The following is a 26,375-nucleotide window of genomic DNA, read 5'->3' as shown; positions in this document are numbered from 1 at the left end:
CAAGCTAAACGCACCGAAAGCAAATAGCCCTTTTTTATATGCTTGCATCGCCCTTGGTTTTCTCCCAAGCCCTATCCTCGGCCGTCAGCCGAAACACTTCGGCCATAATGGCTTGGTCGGCCGCATCGTACCCTAGGCCGCGGCGGGCCAGCACGCGCTCGGCCACCTCCGCAAATTTGTCGAGCTTAAAGGTCTCGAAGCCAGCCGGACCGCCCCAGCTGAAGCTGGGCACGAACTGTCGGGGGAAGCCCGCGCCAAATACGTTGGCCCCTACGCCCACTACCGTCCCGGTGTTGAACATGGTGTTGATGCCGGCCTTGGCGTGGTCGCCCATCAGCAGGCCGCAGAAGGTCTGGCCGGTGTTCACGAAGCGCTTGGCCGCGTGGCTCCATACCCTCACCGGGGCATAGTTGTTCTTGAGGTTTGAGGTATTGGTGTCGGCCCCCAGGTTGCACCACTCGCCCACCACCGAGTTGCCGAGGTAGCCGTCGTGGCCCTTGTTGCTGTGGCCCATCAAGATGCTATTGCCAATTTCGCCGCCCACTTTGCAGTAAGGCCCGATGGTATTGTCGCCGCGCAGGCGGGCGCCGGCGTTCACCACCGCGCCCTCCCCTAGGGCCAGTGGCCCCTTCAAAATGCCGCCTTCCTGCACCTCCGAGTTGCGCCCCAGGTAGATGGGCCCTTTCTCGGCGTTGAGAATGGCGGCCCGAATCTTGACGCCCTCCTCAATAAAAATATTCTCCGGGGCATACACGATGGTGGGCGCGTCGTTTACCGGCTGCGAGGTGCGCCCGGCGGTGAGCAGCGCAAAATCGCGGCGGATTTCGGCCCCATTGCGCAGAAACAGGTGCCAGGGCCGCGTCAGCAACGACACGTCCTCGCAGGCCTGGGTCACGTCGAGGCCATCCTGCACCAGCTCGGCCACTTGGCTGCCGTCGGCGAGGTGCGCGGCAATAAGCGTATCGTTGCAGTACAGGGCTTGGCCGGGGAATAGGGCCTGCACCTGGCGCACCAGCAGGTCGTCGGGGCAGGCGGCGCCGTTCACTACCAGCGTAGGCCCGGCCACGTCGCCGGCCGCAAACTTCGCTTGCAGGTAAGGCTGGGTGAGGTAGCCCACCGAGGGGCTGCCCAGCCGGCGCTGCCACTTCTCGGCCACCGTGAGGATGCCGCAGCGCAGCGCCGCCACCGGCCGCGTGTAGGTAAGCGGCAGCAGGTGCGGCCAAATGGCCGGGTCGTCGAACAGCAGTAGGTGCATTTTTTTAGGCTAGTAGCCAGCAGCTATTGGCTGTTAGCTTTTTGCTAGGGGGCCGAAAGTACAACCGGCCGGCGGGGCCAAACGCGAAGAAGCTCCTTTTAGCTAAGCCAAAAGGAGCTTCCTGCAAAACAGCCAACAGCCAGCAGCTACGAGCTAACAGCTTAAAAAGCTATTCTTTACCCGCGCTGTTCTGCTCTTTCTTGGCGTAGCGGCTGCGGAATTTCTCCACGCGGCCGGCCGTGTCGATAAACATGTTTTTGCCGGTGTAGAAGGGGTGCGAGGCGCTGCTCACTTCAATCTTGATAACCGGGTAGGTGTTACCGTCTTCCCACTGGATGGTCTCGCCCGACGACATCGTGGAGCGGGTCAGGAATTTAAAGTCCGACGAGGTGTCCTGGAAAACTACCTGGCGGTATTCGGGGTGCGTGTCCTTTTTCATATCGGAGGGCCGTTTTGCCTGTTAACCCTGCCGATTTTGCGGAAGGGGCTGCAAAATTACGCATTGCCCCCCACAAAAACAAGCCGCCCCTCGCTAAACCCTAGGGCCTGAGCGACATCGAAGCCCGCGGCGCCCACTAGCCGCCGCCCGCAGCGTACACTTGCTACCCGCCGGCCTACTTTTAGCAGCCAGGTCTTCCGCGACTCGTCCTTGCTTATGCGCCCCCGCTTTTCTTACCTGCTTCCGCGCTTTGGGCCGCGCCTGGGCCTAGGGCTGGCTGGGCTACTGGCTGCCCTGCCCCTGCTTTTCGCGGCCCGCCACACGAGCCCGGCAGGGCGCGCGGGGCAGGGGGTGAGCCCTGAAACCAATCTGTTGGGTTCTGGCCTCAGCCGTAAGCTGACCCACCAGGCTGACTTTAGCAGCTTTACCACCGTGCCGCCCAGCGGGCCGCGCTCTTATCTCTACGCCCCTACCAGCCTCTACCAGGGCCGCGCGGGGCGGCGGCCGAGGCCGGGGCGCTATCGCCTCACCCTGCGCGGGCCCGGCCCCAGCCACGCCTCCCCCCCCGCCGGGCCGGCCACTACCGGGCTAGTAGCACGCTCGTGGCGCACCATCAAAGCGATGTTTCGGTAGGGCAGGCCCCTAGGCGCCGCGTGGGCCGCTGCGAACGGGCCAACTCGGCGCAGGACAAAAAAATATCGAATTTTACCAAAAATTTTCTTCGGTCATTTCGCCCTGCCATGCGCCTTTGCTTTGCCTCCAACAATGCCCACAAGCTCGCTGAGATTCGCCCGCTGCTGCCGCCCCAGGTGCAGCTGCTGACGCTGGCCGACCTGGGCTGCCACGAAGAGCTACCCGAAACCCAGGAAACCCTGGCCGGCAACGCCCGCCAGAAGGCCCAGTACGTGTGGGACTACTATGGCGTGGCCTGCTTTGCCGACGATACGGGCCTGGAGGTGCCGGCCCTAGGGGGTGCGCCGGGCGTGTACTCGGCCCGCTACGCCGGCCCCCAGCGCTCGGCCGCCGACAATATGGCCAAGCTTCTGCGCGAGCTGGCCACCGAGCCCCACCGCGCCGCCTGCTTCCGCACCGTCATCGCGCTGGTGCTTGGCGCCGACGACGTGCACGAGTTTAGCGGCGAGGTGCGGGGCAGCATTGCGGCCGCGCCCATTGGCCGCGGCAACTTTGGCTACGACCCCCTCTTTATTCCCAGCGAGGGCGATGGCCGCACCTTCGCCGAGATGAGCCTAGACGAGAAAAACCTGCTCAGCCACCGGGCGCGGGCCGTGGCGGCGCTGGCGGCATTTTTGCGCGCCAACCCCTAACGCGCCACCGGCCCCGGCCCTACCTTTGCCCCCCGTTATGCAGCATCCCTATCTCGTCGGCATCACGGGTGGCAGCGCCTCGGGCAAAACCACCTTCCTGAAGCGCCTGCTGGCGGCTTTTCCCGAAAGCGACATCTGTTTGATTTCGCAGGACAACTACTACCACCCCTTTCACCTGCAAGTCTCGGATGAGCAAGGAGTTACCAACTTCGACTTGCCGGGCAGCATCGATTCGGATGCCTACGCCCACGACGTGCAGCGCCTGCGCGAAGGCCACGAAGTGCGCCGGCCCGAGTACACTTTTAATACGCCCGGCGCCGTACCCCGCGAGCTGGTGCTGCGCCCGGCGCCCATTGTGGTGGTAGAAGGCATCTTCGTCTTTTACTTCGAGGAAATTGCCAAGCTGCTCGACCTCAAGGTGTTCATCGATGCCCAGGAGCACGTGAAGCTGCACCGCCGCATCGTGCGCGACCAGATTGAGCGGGGCCTCACGCTGGATACTATTCTGTATCAGTACAGCAACCACGTGTCGCCTACCTACGACAAGTACATCAAGCCTTTCCGGGGCGAGGCCGACATTATCATTCCGAACAACAAGCACTTCGAAAACGGCCTCGACGTGCTGATTGGCTACCTGCGCGGGCGGGTGAGCACCTCGGCCTAGGGCCCGGCGCGGCGGCTAGGCGTATCTTAGTGAGGTAAGCAACTACTTTGTTTTTAGCGACTATGCGGCCTTCCTACGAGTTTCCGGAGCTGCCCGTGCTGCACGGCACGGCGCTAACGCGGCTGAGCGACGACGATTTTTTTGAGCTGTGCCAGGCCAATCCCGCGCTCAGCTTCGAGCGCAATGCCCACCAGGAAATCATTATTATGCCCCCCGCCGGCTCCGAATCAAGCGAATCAAGTGGTGAAGTACACGGCCAGCTTTGGCTCTGGAACCGCCAACGCCGCCTAGGCCACACCTACGAGTCGTCGGCCGGCTTCAAGCTGCCCGATGGCGCGGTGCGCTCGCCCGATGCGGCCTGGCTGAGCGAGGTCGGCTGGGCCCAGCTCACGCCCGAGCAGCGCCGCAAGTTTCCGCCGGTGTGCCCCGAGTTTGTGGTGGAGGTGAAGTCGCCCTCGGATAGCCTGGCCGATTTACAAACCAAGATGGCCGACTACCTAGCCAACGGGGTGCAGCTGGGCTTTTTACTGGACGTGGCCAACGAAACGGCCTACGTGTACCGGCCCGGCCAGCCGGCCGCAACCGTGCAGGGCTACGACCAGGCGCTGAGCGGGGAACCCGTGCTACCCGGCTTCCAGCTCGACTTGCGGCCGCTGCGCCGCCTAGGGCCTAACACTGAGCAGTAAGCGTGTATAGCAAAGCCGAAGCCAGCCAGTTGCGCCAGGCCTTCTGGACGGCATTTGGGCAGTATATGGCCCCGGTGCTTTCGGCCGAGGGCCTGCCCACCAACTGGATAAATTACAAAACGGGCCTCAAGGGCGTGCGCTTCGCGCTGCAGGCCGACAACCGCCGCGCCAGCATCGCCATCGAGCTAACGCAGGCCGACGCCAGCGTGCGCGAATTATTCTTCGAGCAGTTTCGGGAGCTGCAAGGTATGCTGCACGAGGAGCTGGGCGAAACCTGGCGCTGGGAGCTGCACGCGCAGAACGAGCACGGCCAGCCGGTAGCCCGCATCTACCAGGAGCTGGCGCCCGCCAACGTATTCAGCCGCGACGACTGGCCGGCGCTGATTTCGTTTTTTAAGCCCCGGCTCATTGCGCTCGATGCCTTTTGGAGCGGCGCGCAATACGCCTTCGAGGAATTGCGCGAGCTGTAAGAGCCTAGGCCATAGGGTCTATAGCTCGGTAAAGAGCCGGGCGGGGTCGAGACGGCCTTGCTTAGCCAGCAGCTCGGCGGCGCGGGCTAGCTGGGCGTCGGTGTGGGCGCACACTAGCACGAGCGGGCCGGCAGGCCCGGTGGTGCTCAGCACAAAGCTGCGCTTGGCAGGTAGGCGGTGGCGGCGCAGGGCGGGCAGGTGCTGGCGCAGGTAGCGCAGGGTGGCCGCGTGCTGCCGCGTGACGAGAATAACCGGCAGGTAGTCACCGCCCTGCGCTTTTGCCAAGCCGCTGGCTTGGTTTAAAATGGGGGTAACGCTGTAGGTAAACGTGCTGCGGAAGCGCTCCTGAAAGGGCAAGTACGTTGCCTGCGCATCGTCGGTATCGGTCCAGTATAGCACGTAGCGAAAGAGGTTTACGTAGTCGGTAGCTGCCTGCGGGAAGGTGCGGTCGAAGGCGGCAATGGACTGGGCTACGAAGGCGCTGTCGATTTCCTGGCCGCGCTGCACATAGTTGGTCATCAGCGGGTAAAGCGCCTTGGCATAGCGGTCGATGTAGTCGTCGGCATACCACTCGCCAGCTTCGGGCTGGCCCGCTTGCTGGGCGTAGAGCCACTCGCCGGCCACCGTAGCCAGGGCTTCTTCCAGCAAGTGGTAAGCGTAGCGCCGGCTGGGCGAAGGGTTGTGCTGGTACCAGCTTTCGAGGCTCACTTGCAGGGCGCGGCGCTGCTGCGTGGAGAGGGTATGGCTCATTTCGTGAAACACCACGGCCGAGCCGCCCACAAACTCGCGCGAGGTGGGGTGGCAGTCGAGCAGCACCAAGTTGCCCAGGGCGTGGGCTTTGTTGGTGAAGCTGGCCCCGGCATCCAGCTGCGGATTGAGCAGCACGCGGTAGGGCAGCGCATCGGGCCACACGCTGCCATAAAAGGCGCGCAGCTGGCCAAACTGCTGCATCAACTTATTATCAGCTAAGTACTTGCTATACGCCTCGCGCAGGCGGGCCAGCTCGGCGGCGTGGGGCTGCCAGGCCAGCGTATCGAAGGCAGGCGCGAAGTAGCGGTACACGCTGTCGAGGCTCACCAGCACCTCGTTGGGCAGCAGGCCCACCGTGCGGCGCTGCAAGTCGGGCAGGTCAGCGGCGTCGGCGGCCGCGGCCAGGTAAGCGGGCTCGAAGCTGGCCTGCGCCCCTAGGCGGCCAGCGGGGTAGTCCTCGCGCTGGTAGGTGGGGTCGTGGTCGAGCTGGCGGTAGCGGCGCAGCCAGCGGCGGGCGGCGGGCGTGTTGAAGCGGCTTTGCTCAAATACCCGGCGGGTGCCCCGGTAGCCATCGCGGCCGCCCGCCACGGTGGCCACAAACCGCACCAGGCAATGCATCCGGCTCACTTCGACGCGCACGGCGGGGCCGGGCGCTTGCCCTAGGGCCGGCCAAGACTGTATTAGCACCCAACCAAGTATCAACAGGACATTTCGCATAAGCCCAAAAGTACGCGCTGCCGCTCCGCTTACCGTTGAGCTTGCCGCTAGTCACGGCAGCTAGCTATATTTGTAGCCCTGTCCGTTTTATGTCCAATTCCGTGAGTCAGTTTAAGCACTTGGTGCGCGTGGCCCTGCTGGCCTTGCCGCTGCTGCTGCTGCTCGGCCTCAATGGCCGCACGGTCACGCTGCTGCGCCCGGCCCCGCCGGTGGGCAGCAGCGCCAGCGCCGCGCCGCGCGCCACCGTCATCAAGCAGCGGGTGCTATTAGAAGCCGCCTCGCCCCTAGCCCACTACGTGGCGCCGGCGGCCCTGGGCTGGCTGCCGATTGCGCTGCCCGCCGCCTGGCGGCCACGCCTGGCGCACCGCGCCGTGGCCGCCGCGCCGCGGGGCGCCGCGGCCGCCTTCGTGGCCCAGCTGTGCCGCCAGCGCCTGCTGGGCACGGCTTTGCAAGCCCAGGCCCCCTAGGGAGGATGTGAAAATGTGGGAGATGTAAGAATGTGCTGATGCTCGTTAGTAAAGCTAGCCTTATAGCATCCTCGTTCTTTTCCACATTAACCATTTTCACATTTCTACATCTTGCATATTTATTACATTCAACATAATGCGTAACAAGGGTCTTATTATCGCGCTTACCGCCGTCGTATCGGTGCTGTGCGCGTACTTTTTATTCTTCACCTACATCTCGCGGCAGGTGCAGGACAAGGCGGTGGTCTACGCCACCAAAAACGGCCAGCTCAACGAAAGCCTGCGCCAGCACTACCTCGACTCGGTGTGGCGCGCCCCGGTGTTTGGCTCCTACACCTACCGCGATGTGAAGCAGAGCGAGTTGGGCCTGGGCCTCGACCTGAAGGGCGGCATGCACGTGACACTGGAAGTATCGCCGGTGGAAATCGTGCGGGCCATGGCCAACAACTCCAAAGACCCCGCCTTTAACAAAGCCCTGGCCCTAGCCCAGGAGCGCCAGAAAACCAATTCGGGCACGGCCTTCACCACTTTGTTTTACCAGGCTTACCAGGAGGTGGCGCCCGGCCAGAAGCTGGCTCGCCTGTTCGCCAACTCGGTGAACAAGGACCGCGGCATCGACCTCAACAGCCCCGACAGCAAGGTTATCAGCGCCATTGATAAGGAAGAGGAAGACGCTATCGGGCGCTCGTTCGACATCCTGCGCAAGCGCGTGGACAAGTTTGGCGTGAACCAGCCCAACATTCAGCGGGTGAAGGGCACCGGCCGCATCCAGGTGGAGCTGCCGGGCGTGGACAACCCCGACCGCGTGCGCAAGCTGCTGCAGGGCCAGGCCAAGCTGGAATTCTACGAAGTATGGCCCCAGCAGGAAGTAGCGCCCTACCTGGGCCAACTCGACCAGACTTTGGCCGCCAAGGAGAAGGCCGCTAGCCCCGCCGCCCAGGCCGACGCCGCCGTAGCGGCCAAAGCTGCCGCCACCGGCGACACGACCTCGCTGGCCGCCAAGCTGGCCAAGAAGCCCGTAGCCACCGCCAAAACCGACTCGACCAAAGCGCAGCAAGGCGGCCCGCTCTCGCGCCTGCTGGTGGCCGGCCCCGGTGGGCTGAGCGTTAGCCTGCGCGACACGGCCCAGTTCAACCGCCTCATGCGCACGCCCGAGGCCCTGGCCACCCTGCCGCCCACCATGGCGCTGCTCTACGAAAACAAGCCCCAGGAGCTGAACAAGCAGCAATACCTGCCCCTTATCGCGGTGAAAAAGGACCGCACCGGCGCCATTGCCGCCCCCGTAAGCGGCGAGGTAGTGAGCGATGCCCGCCAGGACTACGACCAGAACGGCCGCCCCGAGGTGAGCATGACCATGAACACCAACGGCGCGCGCAAGTGGGCCAAAATGACGGGCGCCAACATTGGCAAGCAAGTGGCCGTGGTGCTCGACGACGTGGTGTACTCGGCCCCGGTGGTGCAGAGCGAGATTACCGGCGGCAGCACCCAGATTTCAGGCAACTTCACCATCGAAGAAGCCCAGGACCTAGCCCAGGTGCTGAAAGCCGGTAAGCTGCCCGCCCCCACCCGCATTGTGGAAGAAGCCGTGGTAGGTCCCTCGCTCGGCCAGGAAGCCATCAACCAGGGCCTCTACTCGTCGGTAGCCGGCCTGGTGATTATCATGCTTTTCATGGCCGTGTACTACGGCCGCGCCGGCCTGGTGGCCGATGCCGCGCTACTCTTCAACATGTTCCTTGTCCTAGGGGTACTAGCGCAGTTTGGCACGGCCCTCACGCTGCCCGGCATCGCCGGCCTGATTCTGGTTATTGCTTCCTCAGTTGATGCCAACGTGCTCATCTTCGAGCGGATACGGGAAGAACTCGACCACGGCGTGCCGCTGCACGACGCCGTAAATGCCGGCTACAGCCGCGCCTTCTCGGCCATCTTCGACTCCAACGTGACCACGTTTATCATTGGCTTGCTGCTGTTTTTCTTCGGCACGGGCCCGGTGCAGAACTTCGCCGTCACGCTACTCATCGGCATCTTCACCTCGTTTTTGTCGGCGGTGTACGTGTCGCGCCTCATCATCGAGGCACTCATCAAAGGCAAGGACACGAGCGCTATCACCTTCTCGACCTTCCTCTCGCGCAACCTGTTCAAGAACGTGAACTTCGACATCGTGGGCAAGCGCAAAATCGCTTACGCCTTCTCGACCATCGTAATTGTGACTGGTTTCGTGCTGATGTACGTGCAGGGCGGCCCCAACCTAGGGGTCGATTTCCGCGGCGGCCGCTCCTACATCGTGGACTTCAACAAGCCCATGGACGCCTCGGCCGTGCGCACTTCGCTGCTGCCCGACTTTAAGGGCGCCGGCCTCGAAGTGAAGCAGTACGGCCAGCCCGACCGCCTCGCCATCACCACCGGCTACCTGGCCAACGACGAAAGCCAGGATGCCGATAAGCAGGTGCGCACCGCCCTCGACGGTGGCCTGCGCCGCTACGCCGCCGACGCGCCCGTTATCCAATCAACCTCCAAGGTGGGCGCCACCATCGCCGACGACATCAAGCGCACGTCGGTGCTGAGCCTCTCGCTGGCGCTGCTAGGTATCTTCGTCTACGTGCTGTTCCGCTTCGAGAAGTGGCAGTACTCGATGGCCGCCGTTATCGCCCTCTTCCACGATGCGCTGCTGGTAATTGCCTCCTACCCCATCGCGCGCGCCTTCGGCCTGAACTACGAGATGGACCAGATTTTCGTGGCCGCCGTACTCGCCATCATCGGTTTCTCAATGAACGATACAGTGGTTATCTACGACCGCATCCGCGAGTACCTGCGCAACAACCCCAAGCTTACCTTCGCGCAGGTAGTGAACCCGGCCCTGAACTCGACGTTCTCGCGCACCATGATTACGTTCACCACGGTGTTCCTGGTGGTGCTGGTGCTCTACATCTTCGGCGGCGAAACGCTGCGCTCGTTCTCGTTTGCCATGATTGTGGGTATCATCTTCGGCACGTACTCGTCGCTGTTTATCGCCACGCCCATCATTCTTGACACCTACGGGAAGAAAGAGGAAGCCGCGCGCCGCGCCGCCGGTGAGGATGTTACGCCGGTATCGGGCGCCGCCCCGCGCCTCGACACGGCCACTGCCTAGGCCCAGCCTAGCCCCTTAGCTACCAAAAAGCCCGGCCCTAGCGGCCGGGCTTTTTTTTGCGCCCTAACCTAGAGGTTGGGGGCTGGCAGGTAAGGCGGACGCGACAACCAGCTTCTCCAGCAAAGAGCGCCTGCCCGAATCCTAAGGCCAATTCCTACAGCGATTCTTAGTTAATTCTTTATAAAATTATATTTATGAGATTTTTAAATTTAAACTCGTTCATGGCGAATAGGCTCAATCCAATAAGCTGGCTAACTTCGTTTATAGGGCTGCTAAAAAATGATTACCACCAGCATGAAAATATAATTTTTATAGCCTAGATTTCGCATCCTGAAAGTATATAGACAATTAAAATAATCCTTTTTTGTGAAATTATTATCTATTCCCCATTTTTGGCAGGGAACCTTACTAGCTTTAAGCGTACTTGCGCTACCCGCCGCCTGCACCTATAAGAAGAGTTCGGGTGATATTCCGCAGCCTACCTGCTCGGTGCCTACCACGGTAAGTTACCAAACCAACGTGTGGCCCATCTTGAAGAACAACTGCCGCGATGCCTGCCACAATCCGCAGTCGGCCAGCGCCTACGCCAACTTCAACATGGACGATTTCAGCCAAGTGCAGCACTATTCCACCACGCCCCCCAATTTCGGCGGCCTGACGATGCCCTACTTGCTGGGCAACATCAAGCACGAGGCAGGCTACGTGAATATGCCCGTGGGCGCCGCCAAGCTGAGCGACTGCGACATCGCCACCATTGAGGCCTGGATAAAGGCCGGCGCGCTCAATAATTAGCCCCTAGGCTATTCCTACTCTCTACTTATAGCTATTCCGCATGGTTAGTTCTTTACGCGCGGGTCGCCGCTGGGGGCCGCTGCTGCGCGGGCTGCTAGCGTGGCTAGGGGGCCTGGCGTTGCCCCACGCGGGGCTGGCGCAGAGCAAGTTTATGACCAAGGCCGGGCATCTTACCTTCTTCTCGGCCTCCATTATGGAAGATATTGAGGCGCGCAACGACAAGGTGGCGGCCGTGTTTGACCTGAGCGGGGGCCAGGTGGCCTTTGCGGTACCCATTCGGGAATTTCAGTTTAAGCGCACCCTCATGCAGGAGCACTTCAACGAAAACTACCTGGAGTCGGAAAAGTACCCTAGGGCCACATTTACGGGGCAGGTACTCGATGCCGCGCAAGTGCTGAAGCTGCTGCCCACGGGCACCCAAAACGTGGAGGTAGAGGGCAACCTGACCATGCACGGCGTCACGCGCAAGATAGTAGTGGCAGGCACTATCCAGCAGCGCGATGCGCAGGTGATACTGGTGGCCTACTTCAACCTGGCCCCGGCCGACTACGCCATCGACGTGCCGCTGCTGGTGCGCGAGCACATTGCCAAATCGGTGAGCGTGCGCCTTAACGTAACCTGCGACCTAGTGAGCCCAGCCTTAACCCAACAGCCCTAACTTATTTATTAGCTGATTTTTACGCTGTTTATTTTTTATGAAATCACCCTTTATCACGTTAGGGCAGCGGGGCGCCCTGGCCACCCTCCTACTAGCCCTGGCGGCCCCCATGGCCCACGCCCAGGCCGACCTGCTGGGCCAGCTAGAGCAGGCCACCCAAAAAGACGAGCCCACCCAGCTGGTCGAAGCCACTTTTAAAGCTACGCGCCTCATCAACGGCCACACCGTGCAAACGCCCGGCGAGGGCACCATGGTTTTTTTGATTTCGCACCGCTTCGGGGCGCTCAATAGCGGGGCCTACCAGTTCTTTGGGCTCGATGCGGCCACCCTGCGCCTGGGGTTCGAATACGGCGTAACTGACCGCCTGGAGGTAGGCGTCGGGCGCTCGTCGCTCGATAAGACGTTTGATGGCTTCGTGAAATACAAGGCTATTCAGCAGAGCACCGGGGCCCGCGCCGTGCCCGTGACGGTAACGCTGCTGGGCACGGCCGCCCTGAGCACCATCCGTTACTCCGACGGCTACACCCGCAACGCCCTCGACCGTACCGCCTACACCTACCAGGCGCTGATTGCCCGCAAGTTCAGCACCGACTTCTCGCTGCAGCTTATGCCCACCATGATACACCGCAACATGGTGGTGAACGAGGGGGAAAAGAACGACGTCTATGCTCTAGGGGCCGGCGGGCGCTACAAGCTGACGCGGCGCTTCTCGCTGAATGCCGAGTACTATTACCTCATGCCCGGCTACACCGCCGACCATTTTCGCAACTCGCTGGCCCTCGGGGTGGATATCGAGACGGGCGGGCACATCTTTCAGCTACACGTCACCAACTCGCAGGGCATGATTGAAAAGCAATTCGTGAGCGAAACGACGGGCAATTTCTTCAAGGGTGACATTTTCTTTGGCTTCAACATGAGCCGTAACTTCACCGTGAAGCAGCGCCACCGCAAGTAGCGCGCGGCCCGCCCTAGGGCAACGGCACTAAAAAAGGCCAGCTACACGCGTAGCTGGCCTTTTTTAGTGCCGTTGCCCTAGGCTATACCAATACGCCTTCGGCTACTACCTCTTTCACTTCGGGCACCATGCGCTTGAGCAGGTTTTCGATGCCCGACTTGAGGGTGACGGTGGCCGAGGGGCAGCCCGAGCACGAGCCTTGGAGGTTCACGGTTACGATGCCGTCGTGGTAGCTCTTGAAGGTGATGTTGCCACCATCCTGCTCCACGGCGGGGCGCACGTAGTTGTCGAGCAGGTCAATGATTTTTTGGCTCGTGAAGCCGTCCTGCTGCGTGGGGTCGCCGGCGCTGGCGGCCTGGGCGGCCTTTTGCTCGGCGGCGGGGTCCACGGTAAAGAGCGTGCCGCCGGCCTCCACGTAGCTCTTGATGAACTGACGCAGCTCGGGAATGATGCTAGTCCAACCCAGGTCAGGCTGCGTTTTAGTGACGGTGATGAAGTTCTGGGCGATGAACACGCGGCCCACGTAGTCGAACGCGAACAGCTCTTGGGCGATGGGCGAGTTAAGGGCGGCCTCCACGTTGGGGTAGTCCACGCTCACGCCGTCGGGCAGCAGGGTGGAGTTGAGCACGAATTTCATGCTCTCGGGATTGGGCGACGCCTCGGCGTAGATGGAGATAGCAGACATGGTAGCTAGATAGTTATGATTGGCCAGCGCCCAGTGGCGGAAGGCAGCAAAGCGTTTTGTTTCGATACTTGCCCTAGTAACAGCGAGCTGGCGCCAGAGGTTGCAGTAGCCACCTGGCCGGGCCAAGGATAGCCCACTGGCTTTCAAGCCAAAGATAACCCTAGGCGTGTTTTCTCAGGTTAATTTAAGTGGAATTGGTATAAATAGCCACCTACTTCCCGCCGGTTCCAGCACCAGCCAGGTGCGGCGAAAAGTGGCTAGCGTGGCGTTGGTGCTAGGTACCGTGGACTCTGCGAGTCCGCGCGTGGTGACGCAAGTCGGCCTACGCGCGGACTCGCAGAGTCCACGGTACTCGCAAATTCGCAACGGCTACAGCCGGTTGGCGCGGGCGCGCAGCAGCAGGTCGGCTAGCACGAGCTGGGTCATGGCCTCCACGATGGGCACGGCGCGGGGCAGCACGCAGGCATCGTGGCGGCCGCGGCCGGCCAGGGTCACGGCTTCGCCAGCCTGGTTGATGGTTTGCTGCGGCTGCAAGAGCGTGGCCACGGGCTTGAAAGCCACGCGGAAGTACACGTCCTGTCCGTTGGAGATGCCGCCCTGGCTGCCGCCGCTGTGGTTGGTGCGGGTGCGCACGCGGCCGGTTTCGTCGGTGTAAAACTCGTCGTTGTGCCGCGAGCCGGGCAGTTTGGTGCCTTCAAAGCCCGAGCCGAACTCGAAGCCCTTTACGGCGTTGATGCTGAGCAGCGCGTGGCCCAGCACGGCCGGCAGCTTGTCGAATACGGGCTCGCCGAGGCCCGGCGGCAGGCCGGTGGCCACGCCCGTTACCACGCCGCCCACGGTATCGTGCGCGGCCTGCGCCGCCCGGATGCGGGCTTCCATGCGGGCAGCCGCTTCGGGGTCGGGGCAGCGCACGGGGTTGCTGTCGATGAGGCTCAAGTCCAGCTCCTCGTAGCTCTTGCCCACTTCCACTTCGCCCACCGCTGATACGTAGGCCTTTACCTCGATGCCGAAGTGGGCCAGCAACGCGGCGGCCACGGCGCCGGCGGCCACGCGGGCGGCCGTTTCGCGGGCCGAGCTACGGCCCCCGCCCCGGTGGTCGCGGCGGCCGTACTTGGCGTCGTAGGTGTAGTCGGCGTGGCTAGGGCGGTAGGCGCCGGCAATGTGCGCGTAGTCGTCGGAGCGCTGGTCGGCGTTGGCGATAAATAAGCTGATGGGCGTGCCGGTGGTCAGGCCCTCAAACACGCCCGACTGCACCTGCACGCGGTCGGCCTCCTGGCGCGGCGTGGTGAGGGCCGACTGGCCCGGCCGCCGCCTATCCAGCGCCGCCTGAATGGCGCTGGCTTCCAGGGGCACGCCCGCCGGGCAGCCGTCCAGAATAACCCCAATGCCCACGCCGTGCGACTCGCCGAAGGTGGTGATGCGAAAAATCGTCCCGAAAGAATTAGCCATACCAAGTAAAAAGCCGGGGAGTAAGCCTGAAAAAGCCCTAGCCACTGCAAAGGTGCTTACTAGCGCGGTTGCGCGAGTTACTTACATGACTCGCCTTAAAGGAGGCTTGCCCCACTCCCGGCCCCTTAGGGCAGCGCCTACCCTGACGACGAAGCCCAGTTAAGCCCTTCTAGCTGGGGCGGCTGGCTCGCCAAGCGCCGACGGCGGCCACTACCAGCAGGCCGCCCAGCAGCCAGGTGGCGTAGCGCGTTACCTGCTGATACACGTCGAGCGGCTGCAGGCGGGCGTCGGCGCGGGCCAAAGCCGGGCCGTAAAAGGCATCGTCGGCGGGGCGGGCGGCGGGCGGGGCAGCCCCGCCGCGCACCACCGCCCGCAGGGTGGGCCGCAGAGTATCGTAGCGGGCGGTGCGGGGGTTGAAGAACGGCAGCTGCACCAAGCGCCCTAGGGGCAGCGGGCCGGGGCGGCTGGCCACCAGCCGGTAGCGAAAGTTTTTGCGCCAGCGGCCGGGGCCTAGGGCTTCCTGCTGTACCTCGGGGCCGTACACGGCCAGGCCCGCCACCGGGCGCAGGGGCGGCAGCACCACGGCAGCCGGGTTGCCCTCGCCCTCCACCCCAAAAGTGTAAGTGAAGGCCGTATTGGTGCGCGGGCTCGGGTTGCTCAGGCTTTCGCGCAGTGCCAGCTCGCCCACGGCCGGGGGGCTGGCGGGGTTGCCCGGCAGCGGGCGCACCGCCACGCGCAGCGGAGCCGAGCGGTAGGTTTTGTAAATAGCCAGGCGCTCGTTGTCGCCCGGCTCGGGCTTTTTCAGCAGCTTAAACTTGGTGAGCGAGAGAACCAGACCTGGAAAGCTAAGCGCCTGGGGCGTAAGCGGATAGTAGGTATAATCGGCCAACCGGAAACGCAGCTGCAAGGGCTGGCCCGCCCGGCGCACGGTGTCGGGCAGCACGGCGGGGTCGGTGGGCGTAGTTTGCCAGGTGGTGGGCTGGCGCAGCTGCTGGCGCAGGGCCGCTAGCTGGGTGGTAAAGTCAACGAAGTTGAGCAGAGCCTGGTCGGCGGGCTGCAGGTAGAGGTAGAGCGCCACGCGCACGCCCTGGCCTACAAATACGGCCGGCTGGTCGGCCTCCAGGGTGAGGTAGGCGTGGTCGGGCGGCTCGTAGAAGTACTGCGGCTTGGGCCGGCCCAGCAGCTGGTCGAGCGAGCCCGTGGCCACCGGGCCGCGGCTGGCGGAGGCGGCCGGCGCAGCCCCCACGTGCACCTGCCCGGCGGGGCTGTGCAGCAGCCGCCCGTTCACGGTCAGGTCGAAGGCGGGCACTACGTAGTCGCCCTCGGTATAGGGATAGTAGCGCTGACCCACGGCCAGCTCGGTGCGGCGCTGGCCGCTGGGCAGCAGGCGCGTGGTGGTAGTCAGCACCACTTTCTCTTTGCGAAACCCCTCTATCTCCGGAAAGTCGGAGTGCTTGGCCGGCCCGGCATTTGGCAAGCGGAAACCCAACACCAGCGGCCCGGCCAGCGGCACCGTGGCGGGCAGCGGCAGCAGCATCGGTGCGCCAGCGCCGGGCTGGGCCGCTGGGCCAGCCGCGGCCGGCGCCGCCTCTGAGGCGGGCGCGGCGGGCTGGGCCGCCTGGGCCCAGCAAGTGGCCCTAGGACCTGCCAGCAACCCGGCCACCAGCAGCCAGCTGAGCCTGCCAGCGGTGCCGTAGTGTCTGCCAATGCCAGAGTGCGCCATAGTACTGCCCGCCACCAGAAGCCGGCCGGCAAAGGTCGCACTGGCCTGCCAATTAGGGCTTAAGACCCAGGTGACTCTAGGTCAGCTAAGTCTCGTAGATAGCAGCACTAATTTTTTGAAATTTTATTCTACAGCAACATAATAATTAACATTCAATAAGTTATTAAAGCTCATTTGTTTATAAGCTCGTGCGTAACCATCGCTTAGATGAGCCACATCTTGTGGGCTTACCGTAGAGCAGCCTAGCCACCTGCCAATGGGCAGTAGCCAACCCTCTTTTTCTATTTCTCCTTTTCTACCCTTTATGGCTAACCAACACTTGCTTCACGAGCAGCAGCCAGCTAAAGCCGACCTCGACCGGCCGCTGTACGCGCCCATCAAGCGTCGCTCTTTCTTTATGTATGCTGGCGCTACGGCCGGCGCTACGGCCCTGGTGCTGGCTGGCTGCAGCAAAGACGACAACAACACCACCCCCGGCATGCTCGATGTGGGCACCGGCGATGGTGGCATCCTTAACTACGCCTACGCCCTCGAGCAGCTTGAGGCAGCCTTCTACGCGCAAGTCAGAACGAGCAGCTACTACATGGCTTCGGGCACACCCGCCGCCGTGAAGCAGGTGTTTGATGACTTGGCCCTGCACGAGGCCATTCACCGCGATTTTTTGAAGGCGGCCCTGACGGCTAACAGCATCACGCCGCTCAAGGATTTGACCCCTAATTTCTCATCCATCGACTTCACCACTCTCAACGGTATTCTGTCGGCGGCCCGCACGTTTGAGGACACTGGCGTGGCGGCCTACAACGGTGCCGGTCGCTACCTGACTAATAATACTTTCCTCGGCCTGGCTGGTAAGATTGTGTCGGTAGAAGCTCGCCACGCGGCCCTCATCCGCGACATGATTACCTACAACAGCTTCGTTAGCAGCGATGTGGTAAACACCTTCACGCCGGCCTCCGGCGACCCCGGCACGGGCACCCCTAGCCTAACCCCCGGCAATGGCAACCCGGTAGCTGGCGGCGAGCGGTCGCGGAAACCGCAGGACGTACTATCGGCCGTCAATAACTACCTGGCGGATGGCTCCAAGCTGTCGGCCAATAGCTACAGCTAGGTCCAGCGGCTTCCTTTTCCCCTCAATTTGTCTTTACTAGCATCATGAATCTCTTTAAACTAATCTCCGACCTGGAGCAGGCCGACCCGGAATTTCTGGACCGCATCAACCCGCGTCGCCGGGCGTTTCAATACCTGGGCCACGCTGGTCAGAAAATTACCGCCGCTGCTGTGCCAGCCGTGCTAGCCTCATTCTTCAACCGCGCCTATGGCCAGTCGAGCACCCTGCCCACTGCCGTGCAAAAAGTATTGACGCTGGCGCTGCAACTCGAGTACCTGGAGTACCATTTTTACAACACGGCGCTAGGCATCAGCGGCTTGATTCCCTCGTCGGAAACCACGGGCGTCACCACCATTCGCAACGATGAAGCGGGCCACATCAGCGCCCTGCGGGGCGTGCTGGGCTCGGCCGCCCCTGCCGCTTACCTCGTTACCGACTACGACTACTCGGGTGGCGGCGGCACGGGTACCGGCCCCACAGCCTCGGCCCTCGTTCCCAACGGCGCTGGCAACACCAATGGCGCGTTGTTCTTCGCGGCAGGCCAAGCCTTCTCCGATGTGGGCCAGCGCGCCTATAAAGGCGGGGCTCCCACGCTGAATACCTCGTCTACCAAAGACATTCTGGAAGCCGCCCTCAACATTCACTCGGTAGAGGCGCGCCACAATTCGCACTTCCGCACCGTGCGGCGCGCCATCGTGGCCAACAGCCTGGGCTCGGCTATGGCCCCGGCCGTATCGCCTTACGATGCCGCCCCCAAGAGCTGGATTAATTTGGTGGACAACGGCGGCCCAACTGCCCCCAATGGCAGCAAGCCCGCCAGCGCAGCCTACAACGCAGGCAGCCCAGCTGCTAGCTACCCAGCTGACAGCAATACCACGCAAGCCGGCGTAGACCTAACGACTATCAATAGCACTTACACTGCCTCAGCCGTATCGGAAGCTTTCGACGAGCCACTCGACCCAAATACGGTGCAAACCATTGCTCTGAACTTCACTTCTACGGCTGGTAAAGCTAAAGGCCTGTTTCAGCAGACTTTTTAATGGACGCGGGCCCTAGGTCTGCAATAGATTAGCTATGTAGTTAGCAGTCACGCTGCTTTTTAAGCGGGAAGTGCTATTGATAGTCAGTTAGCAACTGGGGCTACGGCCTTATTTGCGCAAATGTCATTCGGGTATAAATCCGGCTAAGAGCCGCCTTTCGTATAGAAAGGTGGCTCTTTTGCTTATCAGCCGAAAGCAATACCAGTCTAAAGCTACTCCAAGGGTCGAGGCGAAATTTTTAAGAAAAAACAATTAAGCACAACCTTAACCCTAGGTGTCGGCGTACAAGCTCGACCATTGGTTACGATTAATCGGCGAATTTAAAAAATCACTTTTTTTCTTTACATGTCAACCAACCTTATCCCCGGCTCGCAGCCCGTCGCCGACCTCGACCGGCCGTTATACGCGCCCATCAAGCGCCGCTCTTTCTTCATGTATGCTGGTGCTACGGCCGGCGCTACCGCCCTGGTGCTGGCTGGTTGCAGCAAGAATGATTCTACCCCCGGCATGGTGAACGTAGGTACCGGTGATGCCGGCGTGCTCAACTACGCCTACGCCCTCGAGCAGCTCGAAGCTGGCTTCTACACCATGGTGCGCTCGGGCGCGTACTACACCGGCCTAGGCTCAGGCTCGGCCGAAAAGCTGATTTTGGATGACCTCTACTACCACGAGGTAATTCACCGCGACTTCCTGAAAGCTGCCATCACGGCTGCCGGCGCTACGCCCATTCAGGCCCTGACGCCCAACTTTTCGAGCATCAACTTTGGCGACCGCCTCTCGGTGCTGAACACGGCCAAGGCATTTGAGGACCTCGGCGTGGCCGCCTATAACGGTGCTGGCCAGTACATCACCAACCCCGGCTACCTGTTCATCGCCGGCAAAATCGTATCGGTAGAAGCTCGCCACGCCGCCATCATTCGCGACTTGACGGCCGAAAACTCCTTCGTAGGTAGCGATATATTCAGCAGCAACAGCATGGAAGCCTCGAAAACGCCAAGCACGGTAGCCGCCACGGCCAACATGTACCTAGCTGACGGCTCGAAAATCGATGTTTCGAGCATCATGTAATTCGGCTTTTCGCTGTTCCTAACATTCTTATATCGCAATTAGCCATGAATTTCTTTCAAATTCTCTCCGACATCGAAAAAGTAGACCCCGAGGTTTACGAGCGTCTCGATTCGCGCCGCCAAGTGTTCAAGCACATGAGCGGCGTGGGCCAGAAGCTGACTGCCGCCGCCCTCCCCCTATTTGTGGGCGCGGTGTTCAACAAAGCTTACGCCCAAACCAACGCGGGTCTAGCTGTGCAGGACGTGCTCAACTTCGCCCTCAAGCTAGAGTACCTGGAAATGTACTTCTACCAGCAGCGCACGGCCCTCACTGGCATCAGCGCCACCAACATGACGGCGCTGCAAACCATCGCTACCGATGAGGCTAACCACGTTACTTTCTTGAAGTCGGCCATCGGAGCTATTTCAGGGGCTGTGGTTTTCGCCGACCCAACCGTTGCAGCTTACGACTTCTCGGGTGGCAAAGGCACCGGCACCGGCCCCTTCGCTGACTGGCGCACCAACCCCGCCACGTACCTGGCCCTAGCCCAATCATTTGAGGACACGGGTGTGCGCGCTTACAAGGGCGCTGCCCCCCTAGCCTCGGTAATGGCCAACAAGACCGTGCTCACGGCCGCGCTTAACATCCACTCGGTAGAAGCGCGCCACGCTTCGCACATCCGCTCTATGCGCCGCGCCGGCGTCAACAGCAGCACGCCTTCGCAGGGCGTACCGGTAGCGCCCTACGGTGCGCAGCCAAAAAGCTGGATTTCGGGTACCGACAACGGCGGCGCCGCGCCAACTTACACTGCCCCCATCTACGGGGCGGGCAACAACACGGGCACGGCCGTTTACGGCAATGGCACCGGTTCGGGCGTAGGTACCGCCACGGGTGTAGGTGTCACCTTCCCGGCCGAGGACAACGTAACCCAGGGTGGCGTACCGCTCTCAACTTCGACCAGCGCCAATTTTGCCAACTTTCCCACGGCTTCTTTCTCGGAAGCCTTCGACGAAGGTCTGGACGTAGGTACGGTTTCGGCCATCGCCAGAACGTTCGTGGTAACTGGCAACACGATGTTCGGCTAAGCCGGCTTCGCGATTTAGCATAATGATAAAAGGGCAGCCCTCCAAGGCTGCCCTTTTTTATTTTATCTTCGTGACAATGAAACCCTAAGCTTGGCGCCCAATCTAAACGGCAGCCTTTAGCAGCTGCTTCACGTATACGTTTGCCCGCCTGCCCTTATCTCTTCCCACCCGGCTATGTTAGAGTATATCAAACTTATTTTGCTCAAGGTCAGCTTCAGCAAAAGTCTATTCGAGAAGGAGCTTCGCAAAGCCTTGCGGCAGATTCAGCCTTCTGAGTTTGCCGAGCTTAAGGTCTGGTGCTATGCTCAGTTCGGGCGCATCTACCGCCGGGTGCTCAAGGTGGCGTTTGCCCGCTTTAGCCGGCTGCCGCGCCTAGGGGCTGCCTAGCGGCCCTAGGCCTCCAGTTGGCTCTGCCCAGTCACAAACTGGATGTTGCGCTTCAGCCCCTCGTAGCCGGTGCGCTTGAGGGCCGATTGCTTGAACAAGGCTTGGAAAACTTCGTGGGTAATATCCTTCCAGTCGCTGGCAGTCAAGTTCTTTAGTTGCGGATGCGCCTGGAATTGCGATTCCTGCGTGGGCTGGCTGAAGCGGTTCCAGGGGCACACATCCTGGCAGATGTCGCAGCCAAACACCCAATTGCCGAACTTACCGGCCACATCTTGTGGAATGAGCTGGTCTTTCAGCTCGATGGTGAAGTAGCTGATGCACTTGCTGCCATCCACCACGTAGGGCTCGGTAATGGCCTGGGTGGGGCAGGCGTCGAGGCACTTGGTGCAGGTGCCGCAGTAGTCGCGGATGGCGCCATCGGGCTCCAGCTCCACGTCCACAATCAGCTCGGCGATGAAGTAGAACGAGCCTGCGCCGGGCGTAATCAGATTGCTGTTCTTGCCCACCCACCCCAGGCCGCTTTTGCGCGCCCACGCCTTGTCGAGCACCGGCGCCGAGTCCACGAAGCACCGCCCACCCACCTCGCCGATGTTGGCTTGCATATCGGCCAGCAGGGTTTTGAGCTTGTCCTTGATGACGAAGTGGTAGTCGCGCCCGTAGGCGTATTTGCTGATTTTCAGGGTATCGTCGGGCTGCTGCGCCTCCTGCGGCGGGTAGTAATTGAGCAGCAACGAGATAACCGACTTGGCCCCATCCACGAGCAGGCGCGGGTCGAGGCGCTTGTCGAAGTGGTTTTCCATCCAGGCCATTTTCCCGTGCATGCCGCGCTTCAGCCAGTTTTCGAGCCTAGGGGCCTCCTCTTCCAAAAACTCAGCTTTGGAAATACCACAAGCCATAAAGCCCAGCTCGGCGGCGCGGCGCTTCACGTAGGGCGTCCATTCGGCGTGCAGCAGCATGAGAGGCTAAGTAGAATGTAACTTGAAAACACAAAGAACGCGCCGCTGGGGGCAGCGCGTTCAGCATAAGGGTTTGATGAGCTGAAAGCCCTAGGGCCGGGCTACTTCGTGATTTCCCCAAACAAGTCGCCCGAGTTGCCGCGCAAGTGGTTGGGCAGCAGGCGGCCCAGGTGCTGGTAGGCAGCTTCGGTAGCCTCGCGGCCGCGCGCTGTGCGCTTGATGTAGCCTTCCTGGATGAGGAAGGGCTCGTATACTTCCTCGATGGTTTCGCCCTCCTCGCCCACCGCCGTGGCGATGGTGCTGATGCCCACCGGGCCACCCTTAAACTTGTCGATGATGGTGGTGAGGATGCGCTTATCCATGTCGTCGAGGCCGCGGGCATCCACGTCGAGCGCATTCAGGGCAAACTGCGCAATCTCCTGCGTAATAGTGCCAGTACCCTTTATCTGCGCAAAGTCGCGGGTGCGGCGCAGCAGGTTATTGGCAATGCGGGGCGTGCCGCGCGAGCGCCGGGCAATCTCGAAAGCCGCGTCTTCGTGGATGGGCGTGCCCAAGATATCGGCCGAGCGCTCTACAATGGTCGTCAGCAGCTTCGAGTCGTAGTACTCCAGGCGGGCCGAGATGCCGAAGCGAGCGCGCAACGGCGCCGTGAGCATGCCCGAGCGCGTAGTGGCGCCGATGAGGGTGAAGGGCGAGAGCGAAATCTGCACCGAGCGGGCATTGGGGCCCGAATCGAGCATGATGTCGATACGGTAGTCCTCCATGGCCGAGTACAGGTACTCCTCCACCACCGGGTTGAGGCGGTGAATCTCGTCGATGAAGAGCACGTCGTGCGGCTCCAGGTTGGTGAGCAGACCGGCGAGGTCGCTGGGCTTATCGAGCACCGGGCCGCTGGTCATTTTGATGCCCGCGCCCAGCTCGTTGGCGATGATGTGCGAGAGTGTGGTTTTGCCTAGGCCGGGGGGGCCGTGCAGCAACACGTGGTCGAGAGCATCGCCGCGCTGCTTAGCGGCGGCCACGAACACCTTGAGGTTCTCAAGTATCTTATCCTGGCCGGTAAAGTCGCTGAAGCTCAGCGGGCGCAGGGCCTTGTCGATGTCCTTGTCGGTGGCATCGAAGTGTTCGTTGCCGCCGCTTAGATAGGCTTCACGCATCGGAGTAGCTATTGAAATGAAAAAGTAGCGCCCACCGCCGGGCGGGCCAGTAAGCTAACCACATTAGTTAGCAAAAAGCTCCCCGATAGGGATAGCAAAGCTACTTTTTATCGGCCCACAGCACCTCAATCTCTAGGTGCAGCCACTCGTCTTCCCAGGCTTTGTGGGCCAGGCGGGCGCCGAGGGGGTAGCCGGCGTCGAGCAGGCGAGCCACAGTTTCGTTGCGGGTTTCGGGCAGGTAGCCCAGCCAGTAGCTATTCTTATCGTCGGCGGCACCGGCGTGCACCTGCACGGCCCAGTCATCGTACTTGCTGTCGGGCTCGCGCACGAGGCGTAGGGTCTGGCCTACTTTGAGCTTTTTTTCAAAGGCGGGTAGCTCGGGGCGGTGCGAGGTACCGGCCACGAGGCATTCGAGCAGCACGAGGGGCGAGGAATCGGCCATGAGAGCGGGTTTTGAGGGTCGTTCGGGGGCTAAAAGTAAGGCTTTTTAATGGTTAGCCGCTTTGTAAAAGGACGTCCTGCTGAGCTTGCCGAAGCATCGCTACCGCCCCCCTAGGATTTTCGGCAGCGATACTTCGGCAAGCTCAGCAGGACGTCCTTTATATAACCTGCTGCTTAGTCTTTGATGTCGCCGCCGGCCACATTGCGCTCGTCGAGGCGGTCGGGGGCCTTATTGCCGTCGTCGATGTGCTCACCGGCGCGCTTGGTGGCGTTCTGGCCGCTGCTACCCACTTTGGCGGCTACGCCATCGCTGGTACCATCTTCGGCTTGCACGTTGGGGTCGTAGTTACCGTCGCCGGGGCGCGAGCGCATGCGGTGGGGCAGGTCGGGGTCGGGGCCGCCCTGACGCATGTCGTCGCCTTGCTCGCGATAGTCTTTGTTAGCTTCGTCGCGGCGCTCTTGGCGGCGGCTTTCGGCGTTTTCGTGGTCGGTTGCCATGTGTGGGAAAAGGAAATGGTATGGCAGACTATACGGCCCTAGGGCGTCGGGCGTTTATGGCTCTCCCGTTTTAATCCATTCCCAACTCATTGGTAAAACTGCTACTCAACGCGATGTCCTCTACCGGCACGCCCGACTTATCACTCGTCAGGCCCACTACGGCGCGCTCTACCTCATATTCGCTGGTGGGGGGCCTAGGCAGCAGCGCTTCGTAGTTGGCCACCACCGTCCAGTCGGCCAGCGCCGCCAGGGGAAGAGCGGGCCAGGGCACGGGCGGCGGGAGCGGCGTAAGGCCCAGTAGCTTCTCAAAGAACGACGGGCCCGCCGACCCTGTTCGGCGGTCGTCGGCCAGGTCGGGCACCGCCAGGCCGCAGCTACTGGCGCGGCGCCGGAAGCTGGCTACCGCCGCCGCATCGGGCAGCAACTGCCCTAGCGTGGTGGTATTGCCCTCGTCGAAGGCAGCAAGCGGTAGCGCTAGCAGCTCGCTCAACTGCTGCTGCACCGCCTCGCGGGCGGCCGAGTGGCGCTGCCCGGCCACCCCTAGGCGCTGGCTGAAATAGGCGGCTACATCGCCTACGATGTAGAGAGTTTCAGCTACTGGGTCGGGTACGTCGAGGTTGAAATACTGCTCAAAGCTGTAGACTAACTCTACCGTGTCGAGGCCCATAGATAGGGGGCTATAAATTTAGAGCGGGAGTAGGGGCGGGGCTCGCCCCCGCCGCCTGCCAGTACTTGTTCAACGACGAGCGGGGGCGAGCCTCGCCCCTACTCCCGCTCTAAACTGTGTGGAATTAATGCCAGTCGTGGCCGCAGTACCTACATTGCCGGGCGCGGAAAGTACGGGCTAGGCGATGGCAATTGGGGCAGTTGTTAAGCAGCGCTCCACCGCCGTGTTCTTGATATAACTTTTCAGCAAGCCACTCCCGAAATGCCTCTCTATTACCTGCCAGAAAATATTGCTTAGCCTCATCGTCTAGCTGCCATCCGTGGGCCACCAATTTTGGCCACATCCGATTACTCCACTCTTGCAACTGATTGCTATCCGGCTCTATATCACCCAGCGCAATATGAAAGCCAAACTTATCAAGACGCGATAATCGGTGGACGTGCTCTTTTAGCAGATAACTAACTAATTCGGCATCCATTCTATCTACTTAAATGCCTGGATACCCGTAATATCCGCGCCCGTTATCAGCAGGTGGATGTCGTGGGTACCCTCGTAGGTAATTACCGACTCCAGGTTCATCATGTGGCGCATGATGGGGTACTCGCCGGTGATGCCCATGCCGCCGTGAATCTGGCGGGCCTCGCGGGCTACCCCTAGGGCCATGTGCACCGAGTTGCGCTTGGCCATGCTGATTTGGGCGCTAGTGGCGCGGCCCTCGTTCTTGAGCACCCCTAGGCGCCAGGCCATGAGCTGGGCTTTGGTAATCTCAGTAATCATCTCGGCCAGCTTGCGCTGCTGCAGCTGGAAGCTGGCGATGGGCTTGCCGAACTGCTCGCGCTGCAACGAGTACTTTAGGGCCGACTCGTAGCAGTCGATGGCCGCGCCGATGGCACCCCAGGCGATGCCGTAGCGGGCCGAGTCGAGGCAGGACAGGGGGCCCTTTAGCCCGTCGATGTTGGGCAGCACGTTCTCCTTCGGAATCTTCACACCGTCGAATACCAGCTCGCCGGTGGTGCTGGCGCGCAGGCTCCATTTGTTGTGGATTTCGGGGGTGGTAAAGCCATCCATACCGCGCTCCACGATGACGCCCTTGATGCGGCCGGCTTCGTTTTTGGCCCACACCACGGCCACCTGGGCCTCGGGCGAGTTGCTTATCCAGAGTTTAGCGCCGTCGAGCACGTAGTGGTCGCCGGCGTCGGTCAGCCGCGTCGTCATGCCGCCGGGGTTGCTGCCGTGGTCGGGCTCGGTGAGGCCGAAGCAGCCCAGCCATTCGCCGCTAGCCAGCCTGGGCAGAAACTTGCGGCGCTGCGCCTCCGAGCCGTACTGGTAGATGGGAAACATCACCAGCGAGCCCTGCACCGAGGCCGTGGAGCGCATGCCCGAGTCGCCGCGCTCAATCTCCTGCATTATCAGCCCGTAACTGAGGTAGTCGAGTCCGCCCCCGCCATACTCGGTGGGGATGGTGGGCCCGAAGGCGCCGACCTCGCCAAACTTGCGCACGATTTCGCTTGGGAAGTGCGCCGCCTGCGCCCACTGCTCCACGTAGGGCGAAATCTCGCGCTTCACGAAGTCGCGCATGGTCTGCCGGATGAGCAGGTGCTCCTCGGTCAGCAGCCCATCGAGGTCGAAATAATCAGTGAAGCCGTTGGCGTTAGTGCTGCCTTTTTGGGGCGTGTGGGCTTTGGCTTCGGGCGAGAGAACGTCGGCGATGGAGGACATGGGCGGGAGGAACTGGAGGTTTAAGCAAAGATACTAGCGGCCAGTAGGGGGCGCCAGGCAGCGGGCGGGCCACTCGGCTTTTCCTGCGGCCCGCCTTAATCCCGGCGGTTC

Annotated in this window: 28 protein-coding genes; 15 read left to right on the top strand and 13 right to left on the bottom strand. The window is 61.7% G+C overall.

Annotated features, from left to right (window positions below; genetic code table 11):
- Nucleotides 1-34: 34 nt before the first annotated feature.
- Nucleotides 35-1,255 carry a GlmU family protein gene (locus tag HHL22_RS19570; protein WP_169533077.1) on the bottom strand — a complete coding sequence of 407 codons (1,221 nt, stop codon included), beginning with the start codon at nucleotides 1,253-1,255 and terminating at the stop codon, nucleotides 35-37.
- A gap of 169 nt (nucleotides 1,256-1,424) precedes the next feature.
- Entirely contained in the window at nucleotides 1,425-1,694 is a 270-nt protein-coding gene (locus tag HHL22_RS19565) for a type B 50S ribosomal protein L31 (protein ID WP_169533076.1), read from the bottom strand.
- A 216-nt stretch (nucleotides 1,695-1,910) separates the two neighbouring features.
- Here HHL22_RS19565 and HHL22_RS19560 point away from each other — a divergent pair, with 216 nt between their 5' ends.
- The 5 genes from HHL22_RS19560 to HHL22_RS19540 all read left to right on the top strand — a co-directional run bounded on the left by HHL22_RS19560 (nucleotide 1,911) and on the right by HHL22_RS19540 (nucleotide 4,839).
- Nucleotides 1,911-2,327 carry a hypothetical protein gene (locus tag HHL22_RS19560; RefSeq protein ID WP_169533075.1) on the top strand — a complete coding sequence of 139 codons (417 nt, stop codon included), beginning with the start codon at nucleotides 1,911-1,913 and terminating at the stop codon, nucleotides 2,325-2,327.
- Between the two features lie 107 nt (nucleotides 2,328-2,434).
- Nucleotides 2,435-3,019 (top strand): RdgB/HAM1 family non-canonical purine NTP pyrophosphatase, encoded by a 585-nt coding sequence (gene rdgB / locus HHL22_RS19555; RefSeq protein WP_169533074.1) that lies wholly within the window; start codon nucleotides 2,435-2,437, stop codon nucleotides 3,017-3,019.
- A 37-nt stretch (nucleotides 3,020-3,056) separates the two neighbouring features.
- Nucleotides 3,057-3,683 (top strand): uridine kinase family protein, encoded by a 627-nt coding sequence (locus tag HHL22_RS19550; RefSeq protein ID WP_169533073.1) that lies wholly within the window; start codon nucleotides 3,057-3,059, stop codon nucleotides 3,681-3,683.
- A 62-nt stretch (nucleotides 3,684-3,745) separates the two neighbouring features.
- Nucleotides 3,746-4,369, top strand: a complete 624-nt coding sequence (locus tag HHL22_RS19545; RefSeq protein WP_169533072.1) for a Uma2 family endonuclease — start codon at nucleotides 3,746-3,748, stop codon at nucleotides 4,367-4,369.
- 2 nt (nucleotides 4,370-4,371) lie between these two features.
- Nucleotides 4,372-4,839 (top strand): DUF4268 domain-containing protein, encoded by a 468-nt coding sequence (locus HHL22_RS19540; RefSeq protein ID WP_169533071.1) that lies wholly within the window; start codon nucleotides 4,372-4,374, stop codon nucleotides 4,837-4,839.
- Nucleotides 4,840-4,857: 18 nt separating this feature from the next.
- Here the strand turns inward: HHL22_RS19540 and HHL22_RS19535 are convergent, their stop codons facing one another.
- The gene (locus tag HHL22_RS19535) at nucleotides 4,858-6,276 is read right to left on the bottom strand and encodes a hypothetical protein (RefSeq protein ID WP_169533070.1); all 1,419 of its coding nucleotides are present in this window, start codon (nucleotides 6,274-6,276) and stop codon (nucleotides 4,858-4,860) included.
- Between the two features lie 119 nt (nucleotides 6,277-6,395).
- Here HHL22_RS19535 and HHL22_RS19530 point away from each other — a divergent pair, with 119 nt between their 5' ends.
- The 5 genes from HHL22_RS19530 to HHL22_RS19510 all read left to right on the top strand — a co-directional run bounded on the left by HHL22_RS19530 (nucleotide 6,396) and on the right by HHL22_RS19510 (nucleotide 12,305).
- Nucleotides 6,396-6,773 (top strand): hypothetical protein, encoded by a 378-nt coding sequence (locus HHL22_RS19530; protein WP_169533069.1) that lies wholly within the window; start codon nucleotides 6,396-6,398, stop codon nucleotides 6,771-6,773.
- A 136-nt stretch (nucleotides 6,774-6,909) separates the two neighbouring features.
- The gene (gene secDF, locus HHL22_RS19525) at nucleotides 6,910-9,900 is read left to right on the top strand and encodes a protein translocase subunit SecDF (protein WP_169533068.1); all 2,991 of its coding nucleotides are present in this window, start codon (nucleotides 6,910-6,912) and stop codon (nucleotides 9,898-9,900) included.
- Between the two features lie 489 nt (nucleotides 9,901-10,389).
- On the top strand, nucleotides 10,390-10,692 hold the full coding sequence (locus HHL22_RS19520; protein ID WP_169533067.1) for a hypothetical protein: 303 nt from the start codon (nucleotides 10,390-10,392) through the stop codon (nucleotides 10,690-10,692).
- Between the two features lie 40 nt (nucleotides 10,693-10,732).
- Nucleotides 10,733-11,350 carry a YceI family protein gene (locus tag HHL22_RS19515; protein WP_169533066.1) on the top strand — a complete coding sequence of 206 codons (618 nt, stop codon included), beginning with the start codon at nucleotides 10,733-10,735 and terminating at the stop codon, nucleotides 11,348-11,350.
- Nucleotides 11,351-11,387: 37 nt separating this feature from the next.
- Nucleotides 11,388-12,305 carry a DUF5777 family beta-barrel protein gene (locus HHL22_RS19510; protein WP_169533065.1) on the top strand — a complete coding sequence of 306 codons (918 nt, stop codon included), beginning with the start codon at nucleotides 11,388-11,390 and terminating at the stop codon, nucleotides 12,303-12,305.
- 82 nt (nucleotides 12,306-12,387) lie between these two features.
- On the opposite strand, the gene HHL22_RS19505 is transcribed toward HHL22_RS19510, so the two are convergent.
- The 3 genes from HHL22_RS19505 to HHL22_RS19495 form a co-directional block, all read right to left on the bottom strand.
- On the bottom strand, nucleotides 12,388-12,990 hold the full coding sequence (locus HHL22_RS19505; protein WP_169533064.1) for a NifU family protein: 603 nt from the start codon (nucleotides 12,988-12,990) through the stop codon (nucleotides 12,388-12,390).
- A gap of 369 nt (nucleotides 12,991-13,359) precedes the next feature.
- The gene (gene aroC / locus HHL22_RS19500; RefSeq protein WP_169533063.1) at nucleotides 13,360-14,439 is read right to left on the bottom strand and encodes a chorismate synthase; all 1,080 of its coding nucleotides are present in this window, start codon (nucleotides 14,437-14,439) and stop codon (nucleotides 13,360-13,362) included.
- A 169-nt stretch (nucleotides 14,440-14,608) separates the two neighbouring features.
- Nucleotides 14,609-16,162 (bottom strand): BatD family protein, encoded by a 1,554-nt coding sequence (locus tag HHL22_RS19495; protein WP_169533062.1) that lies wholly within the window; start codon nucleotides 16,160-16,162, stop codon nucleotides 14,609-14,611.
- Nucleotides 16,163-16,466: 304 nt separating this feature from the next.
- On the opposite strand from HHL22_RS19495, the gene HHL22_RS19490 reads away from it, so the two are divergent.
- From HHL22_RS19490 to HHL22_RS19470, 5 genes are all read left to right on the top strand, one after another.
- Nucleotides 16,467-17,270, top strand: coding sequence for a ferritin-like domain-containing protein (locus tag HHL22_RS19490; protein ID WP_169533061.1), 804 nt, complete (start codon nucleotides 16,467-16,469; stop codon nucleotides 17,268-17,270).
- A 44-nt stretch (nucleotides 17,271-17,314) separates the two neighbouring features.
- Nucleotides 17,315-18,310, top strand: a complete 996-nt coding sequence (locus HHL22_RS19485) for a ferritin-like domain-containing protein (RefSeq protein WP_169533060.1) — start codon at nucleotides 17,315-17,317, stop codon at nucleotides 18,308-18,310.
- A 345-nt stretch (nucleotides 18,311-18,655) separates the two neighbouring features.
- The gene (locus tag HHL22_RS19480; protein WP_169533059.1) at nucleotides 18,656-19,378 is read left to right on the top strand and encodes a ferritin-like domain-containing protein; all 723 of its coding nucleotides are present in this window, start codon (nucleotides 18,656-18,658) and stop codon (nucleotides 19,376-19,378) included.
- A 44-nt stretch (nucleotides 19,379-19,422) separates the two neighbouring features.
- Nucleotides 19,423-20,442: a ferritin-like domain-containing protein gene (locus tag HHL22_RS19475; RefSeq protein WP_169533058.1), complete on the top strand. Its 1,020-nt coding sequence runs from the start codon at nucleotides 19,423-19,425 to the stop codon at nucleotides 20,440-20,442.
- Between the two features lie 174 nt (nucleotides 20,443-20,616).
- The gene (locus tag HHL22_RS19470; protein WP_169533057.1) at nucleotides 20,617-20,829 is read left to right on the top strand and encodes a hypothetical protein; all 213 of its coding nucleotides are present in this window, start codon (nucleotides 20,617-20,619) and stop codon (nucleotides 20,827-20,829) included.
- A 5-nt stretch (nucleotides 20,830-20,834) separates the two neighbouring features.
- Here HHL22_RS19470 and queG read toward each other — a convergent pair whose 3' ends face one another.
- The 7 genes from queG to HHL22_RS19435 form a co-directional block, all read right to left on the bottom strand.
- Complete coding sequence (gene queG / locus HHL22_RS19465; RefSeq protein WP_169533056.1) at nucleotides 20,835-21,785, bottom strand: tRNA epoxyqueuosine(34) reductase QueG; 951 nt, start codon at nucleotides 21,783-21,785, stop codon at nucleotides 20,835-20,837.
- Nucleotides 21,786-21,886: 101 nt separating this feature from the next.
- Nucleotides 21,887-22,939 (bottom strand): Holliday junction branch migration DNA helicase RuvB, encoded by a 1,053-nt coding sequence (gene ruvB, locus HHL22_RS19460; protein WP_169533055.1) that lies wholly within the window; start codon nucleotides 22,937-22,939, stop codon nucleotides 21,887-21,889.
- Nucleotides 22,940-23,039: 100 nt separating this feature from the next.
- Nucleotides 23,040-23,381, bottom strand: coding sequence for an HIRAN domain-containing protein (locus HHL22_RS19455; protein ID WP_169533054.1), 342 nt, complete (start codon nucleotides 23,379-23,381; stop codon nucleotides 23,040-23,042).
- A gap of 173 nt (nucleotides 23,382-23,554) precedes the next feature.
- A complete protein-coding gene (locus tag HHL22_RS19450; RefSeq protein WP_169533053.1) occupies nucleotides 23,555-23,878 on the bottom strand; it encodes a hypothetical protein in 324 nt (107 codons plus the stop codon).
- 70 nt (nucleotides 23,879-23,948) lie between these two features.
- Nucleotides 23,949-24,545 (bottom strand): acyl carrier protein, encoded by a 597-nt coding sequence (locus tag HHL22_RS19445; RefSeq protein ID WP_169533052.1) that lies wholly within the window; start codon nucleotides 24,543-24,545, stop codon nucleotides 23,949-23,951.
- A gap of 124 nt (nucleotides 24,546-24,669) precedes the next feature.
- Complete coding sequence (locus HHL22_RS19440) at nucleotides 24,670-25,023, bottom strand: hypothetical protein (protein WP_169533051.1); 354 nt, start codon at nucleotides 25,021-25,023, stop codon at nucleotides 24,670-24,672.
- Between the two features lie 5 nt (nucleotides 25,024-25,028).
- Nucleotides 25,029-26,264 (bottom strand): acyl-CoA dehydrogenase family protein, encoded by a 1,236-nt coding sequence (locus HHL22_RS19435; RefSeq protein ID WP_169533050.1) that lies wholly within the window; start codon nucleotides 26,262-26,264, stop codon nucleotides 25,029-25,031.
- Between the last annotated feature and the right edge of the window lie 111 nt (nucleotides 26,265-26,375).

This window comes from Hymenobacter polaris, assembly GCF_012927305.1.
GTDB lineage: Bacteria > Bacteroidota > Bacteroidia > Cytophagales > Hymenobacteraceae > Hymenobacter > Hymenobacter polaris.
This window is presented reverse-complemented; position numbering and strand designations above follow the sequence as displayed.

What these genes read in the sequence shown, in the direction of transcription:
- HHL22_RS19475 (WP_169533058.1), top strand. Translation starts at nt 19,423, where the DNA reads ATGAATTTCTTTCAAATTCTCTCCGACATCGAAAAAGTAGACCCCGAG.
- HHL22_RS19480 (WP_169533059.1), top strand. Translation starts at nt 18,656, where the DNA reads ATGTCAACCAACCTTATCCCCGGCTCGCAGCCCGTCGCCGACCTCGAC.
- rdgB (WP_169533074.1), top strand. Translation starts at nt 2,435, where the DNA reads ATGCGCCTTTGCTTTGCCTCCAACAATGCCCACAAGCTCGCTGAGATT.
- HHL22_RS19530 (WP_169533069.1), top strand. Translation starts at nt 6,396, where the DNA reads ATGTCCAATTCCGTGAGTCAGTTTAAGCACTTGGTGCGCGTGGCCCTG.
- HHL22_RS19495 (WP_169533062.1), bottom strand. Translation starts at nt 16,162, where the DNA reads ATGGCGCACTCTGGCATTGGCAGACACTACGGCACCGCTGGCAGGCTC.
- HHL22_RS19515 (WP_169533066.1), top strand. Translation starts at nt 10,733, where the DNA reads ATGGTTAGTTCTTTACGCGCGGGTCGCCGCTGGGGGCCGCTGCTGCGC.
- HHL22_RS19450 (WP_169533053.1), bottom strand. Translation starts at nt 23,878, where the DNA reads ATGGCAACCGACCACGAAAACGCCGAAAGCCGCCGCCAAGAGCGCCGC.
- HHL22_RS19565 (WP_169533076.1), bottom strand. Translation starts at nt 1,694, where the DNA reads ATGAAAAAGGACACGCACCCCGAATACCGCCAGGTAGTTTTCCAGGAC.
- HHL22_RS19560 (WP_169533075.1), top strand. Translation starts at nt 1,911, where the DNA reads ATGCGCCCCCGCTTTTCTTACCTGCTTCCGCGCTTTGGGCCGCGCCTG.
- HHL22_RS19470 (WP_169533057.1), top strand. Translation starts at nt 20,617, where the DNA reads ATGTTAGAGTATATCAAACTTATTTTGCTCAAGGTCAGCTTCAGCAAA.
- HHL22_RS19455 (WP_169533054.1), bottom strand. Translation starts at nt 23,381, where the DNA reads ATGGCCGATTCCTCGCCCCTCGTGCTGCTCGAATGCCTCGTGGCCGGT.
- aroC (WP_169533063.1), bottom strand. Translation starts at nt 14,439, where the DNA reads ATGGCTAATTCTTTCGGGACGATTTTTCGCATCACCACCTTCGGCGAG.
- HHL22_RS19545 (WP_169533072.1), top strand. Translation starts at nt 3,746, where the DNA reads ATGCGGCCTTCCTACGAGTTTCCGGAGCTGCCCGTGCTGCACGGCACG.
- HHL22_RS19490 (WP_169533061.1), top strand. Translation starts at nt 16,467, where the DNA reads ATGGCTAACCAACACTTGCTTCACGAGCAGCAGCCAGCTAAAGCCGAC.
- HHL22_RS19550 (WP_169533073.1), top strand. Translation starts at nt 3,057, where the DNA reads ATGCAGCATCCCTATCTCGTCGGCATCACGGGTGGCAGCGCCTCGGGC.
- HHL22_RS19510 (WP_169533065.1), top strand. Translation starts at nt 11,388, where the DNA reads ATGAAATCACCCTTTATCACGTTAGGGCAGCGGGGCGCCCTGGCCACC.
- queG (WP_169533056.1), bottom strand. Translation starts at nt 21,785, where the DNA reads ATGCTGCTGCACGCCGAATGGACGCCCTACGTGAAGCGCCGCGCCGCC.
- HHL22_RS19440 (WP_169533051.1), bottom strand. Translation starts at nt 25,023, where the DNA reads ATGGATGCCGAATTAGTTAGTTATCTGCTAAAAGAGCACGTCCACCGA.
- HHL22_RS19485 (WP_169533060.1), top strand. Translation starts at nt 17,315, where the DNA reads ATGAATCTCTTTAAACTAATCTCCGACCTGGAGCAGGCCGACCCGGAA.
- HHL22_RS19570 (WP_169533077.1), bottom strand. Translation starts at nt 1,255, where the DNA reads ATGCACCTACTGCTGTTCGACGACCCGGCCATTTGGCCGCACCTGCTG.
- ruvB (WP_169533055.1), bottom strand. Translation starts at nt 22,939, where the DNA reads ATGCGTGAAGCCTATCTAAGCGGCGGCAACGAACACTTCGATGCCACC.
- HHL22_RS19445 (WP_169533052.1), bottom strand. Translation starts at nt 24,545, where the DNA reads ATGGGCCTCGACACGGTAGAGTTAGTCTACAGCTTTGAGCAGTATTTC.
- HHL22_RS19435 (WP_169533050.1), bottom strand. Translation starts at nt 26,264, where the DNA reads ATGTCCTCCATCGCCGACGTTCTCTCGCCCGAAGCCAAAGCCCACACG.
- secDF (WP_169533068.1), top strand. Translation starts at nt 6,910, where the DNA reads ATGCGTAACAAGGGTCTTATTATCGCGCTTACCGCCGTCGTATCGGTG.
- HHL22_RS19505 (WP_169533064.1), bottom strand. Translation starts at nt 12,990, where the DNA reads ATGTCTGCTATCTCCATCTACGCCGAGGCGTCGCCCAATCCCGAGAGC.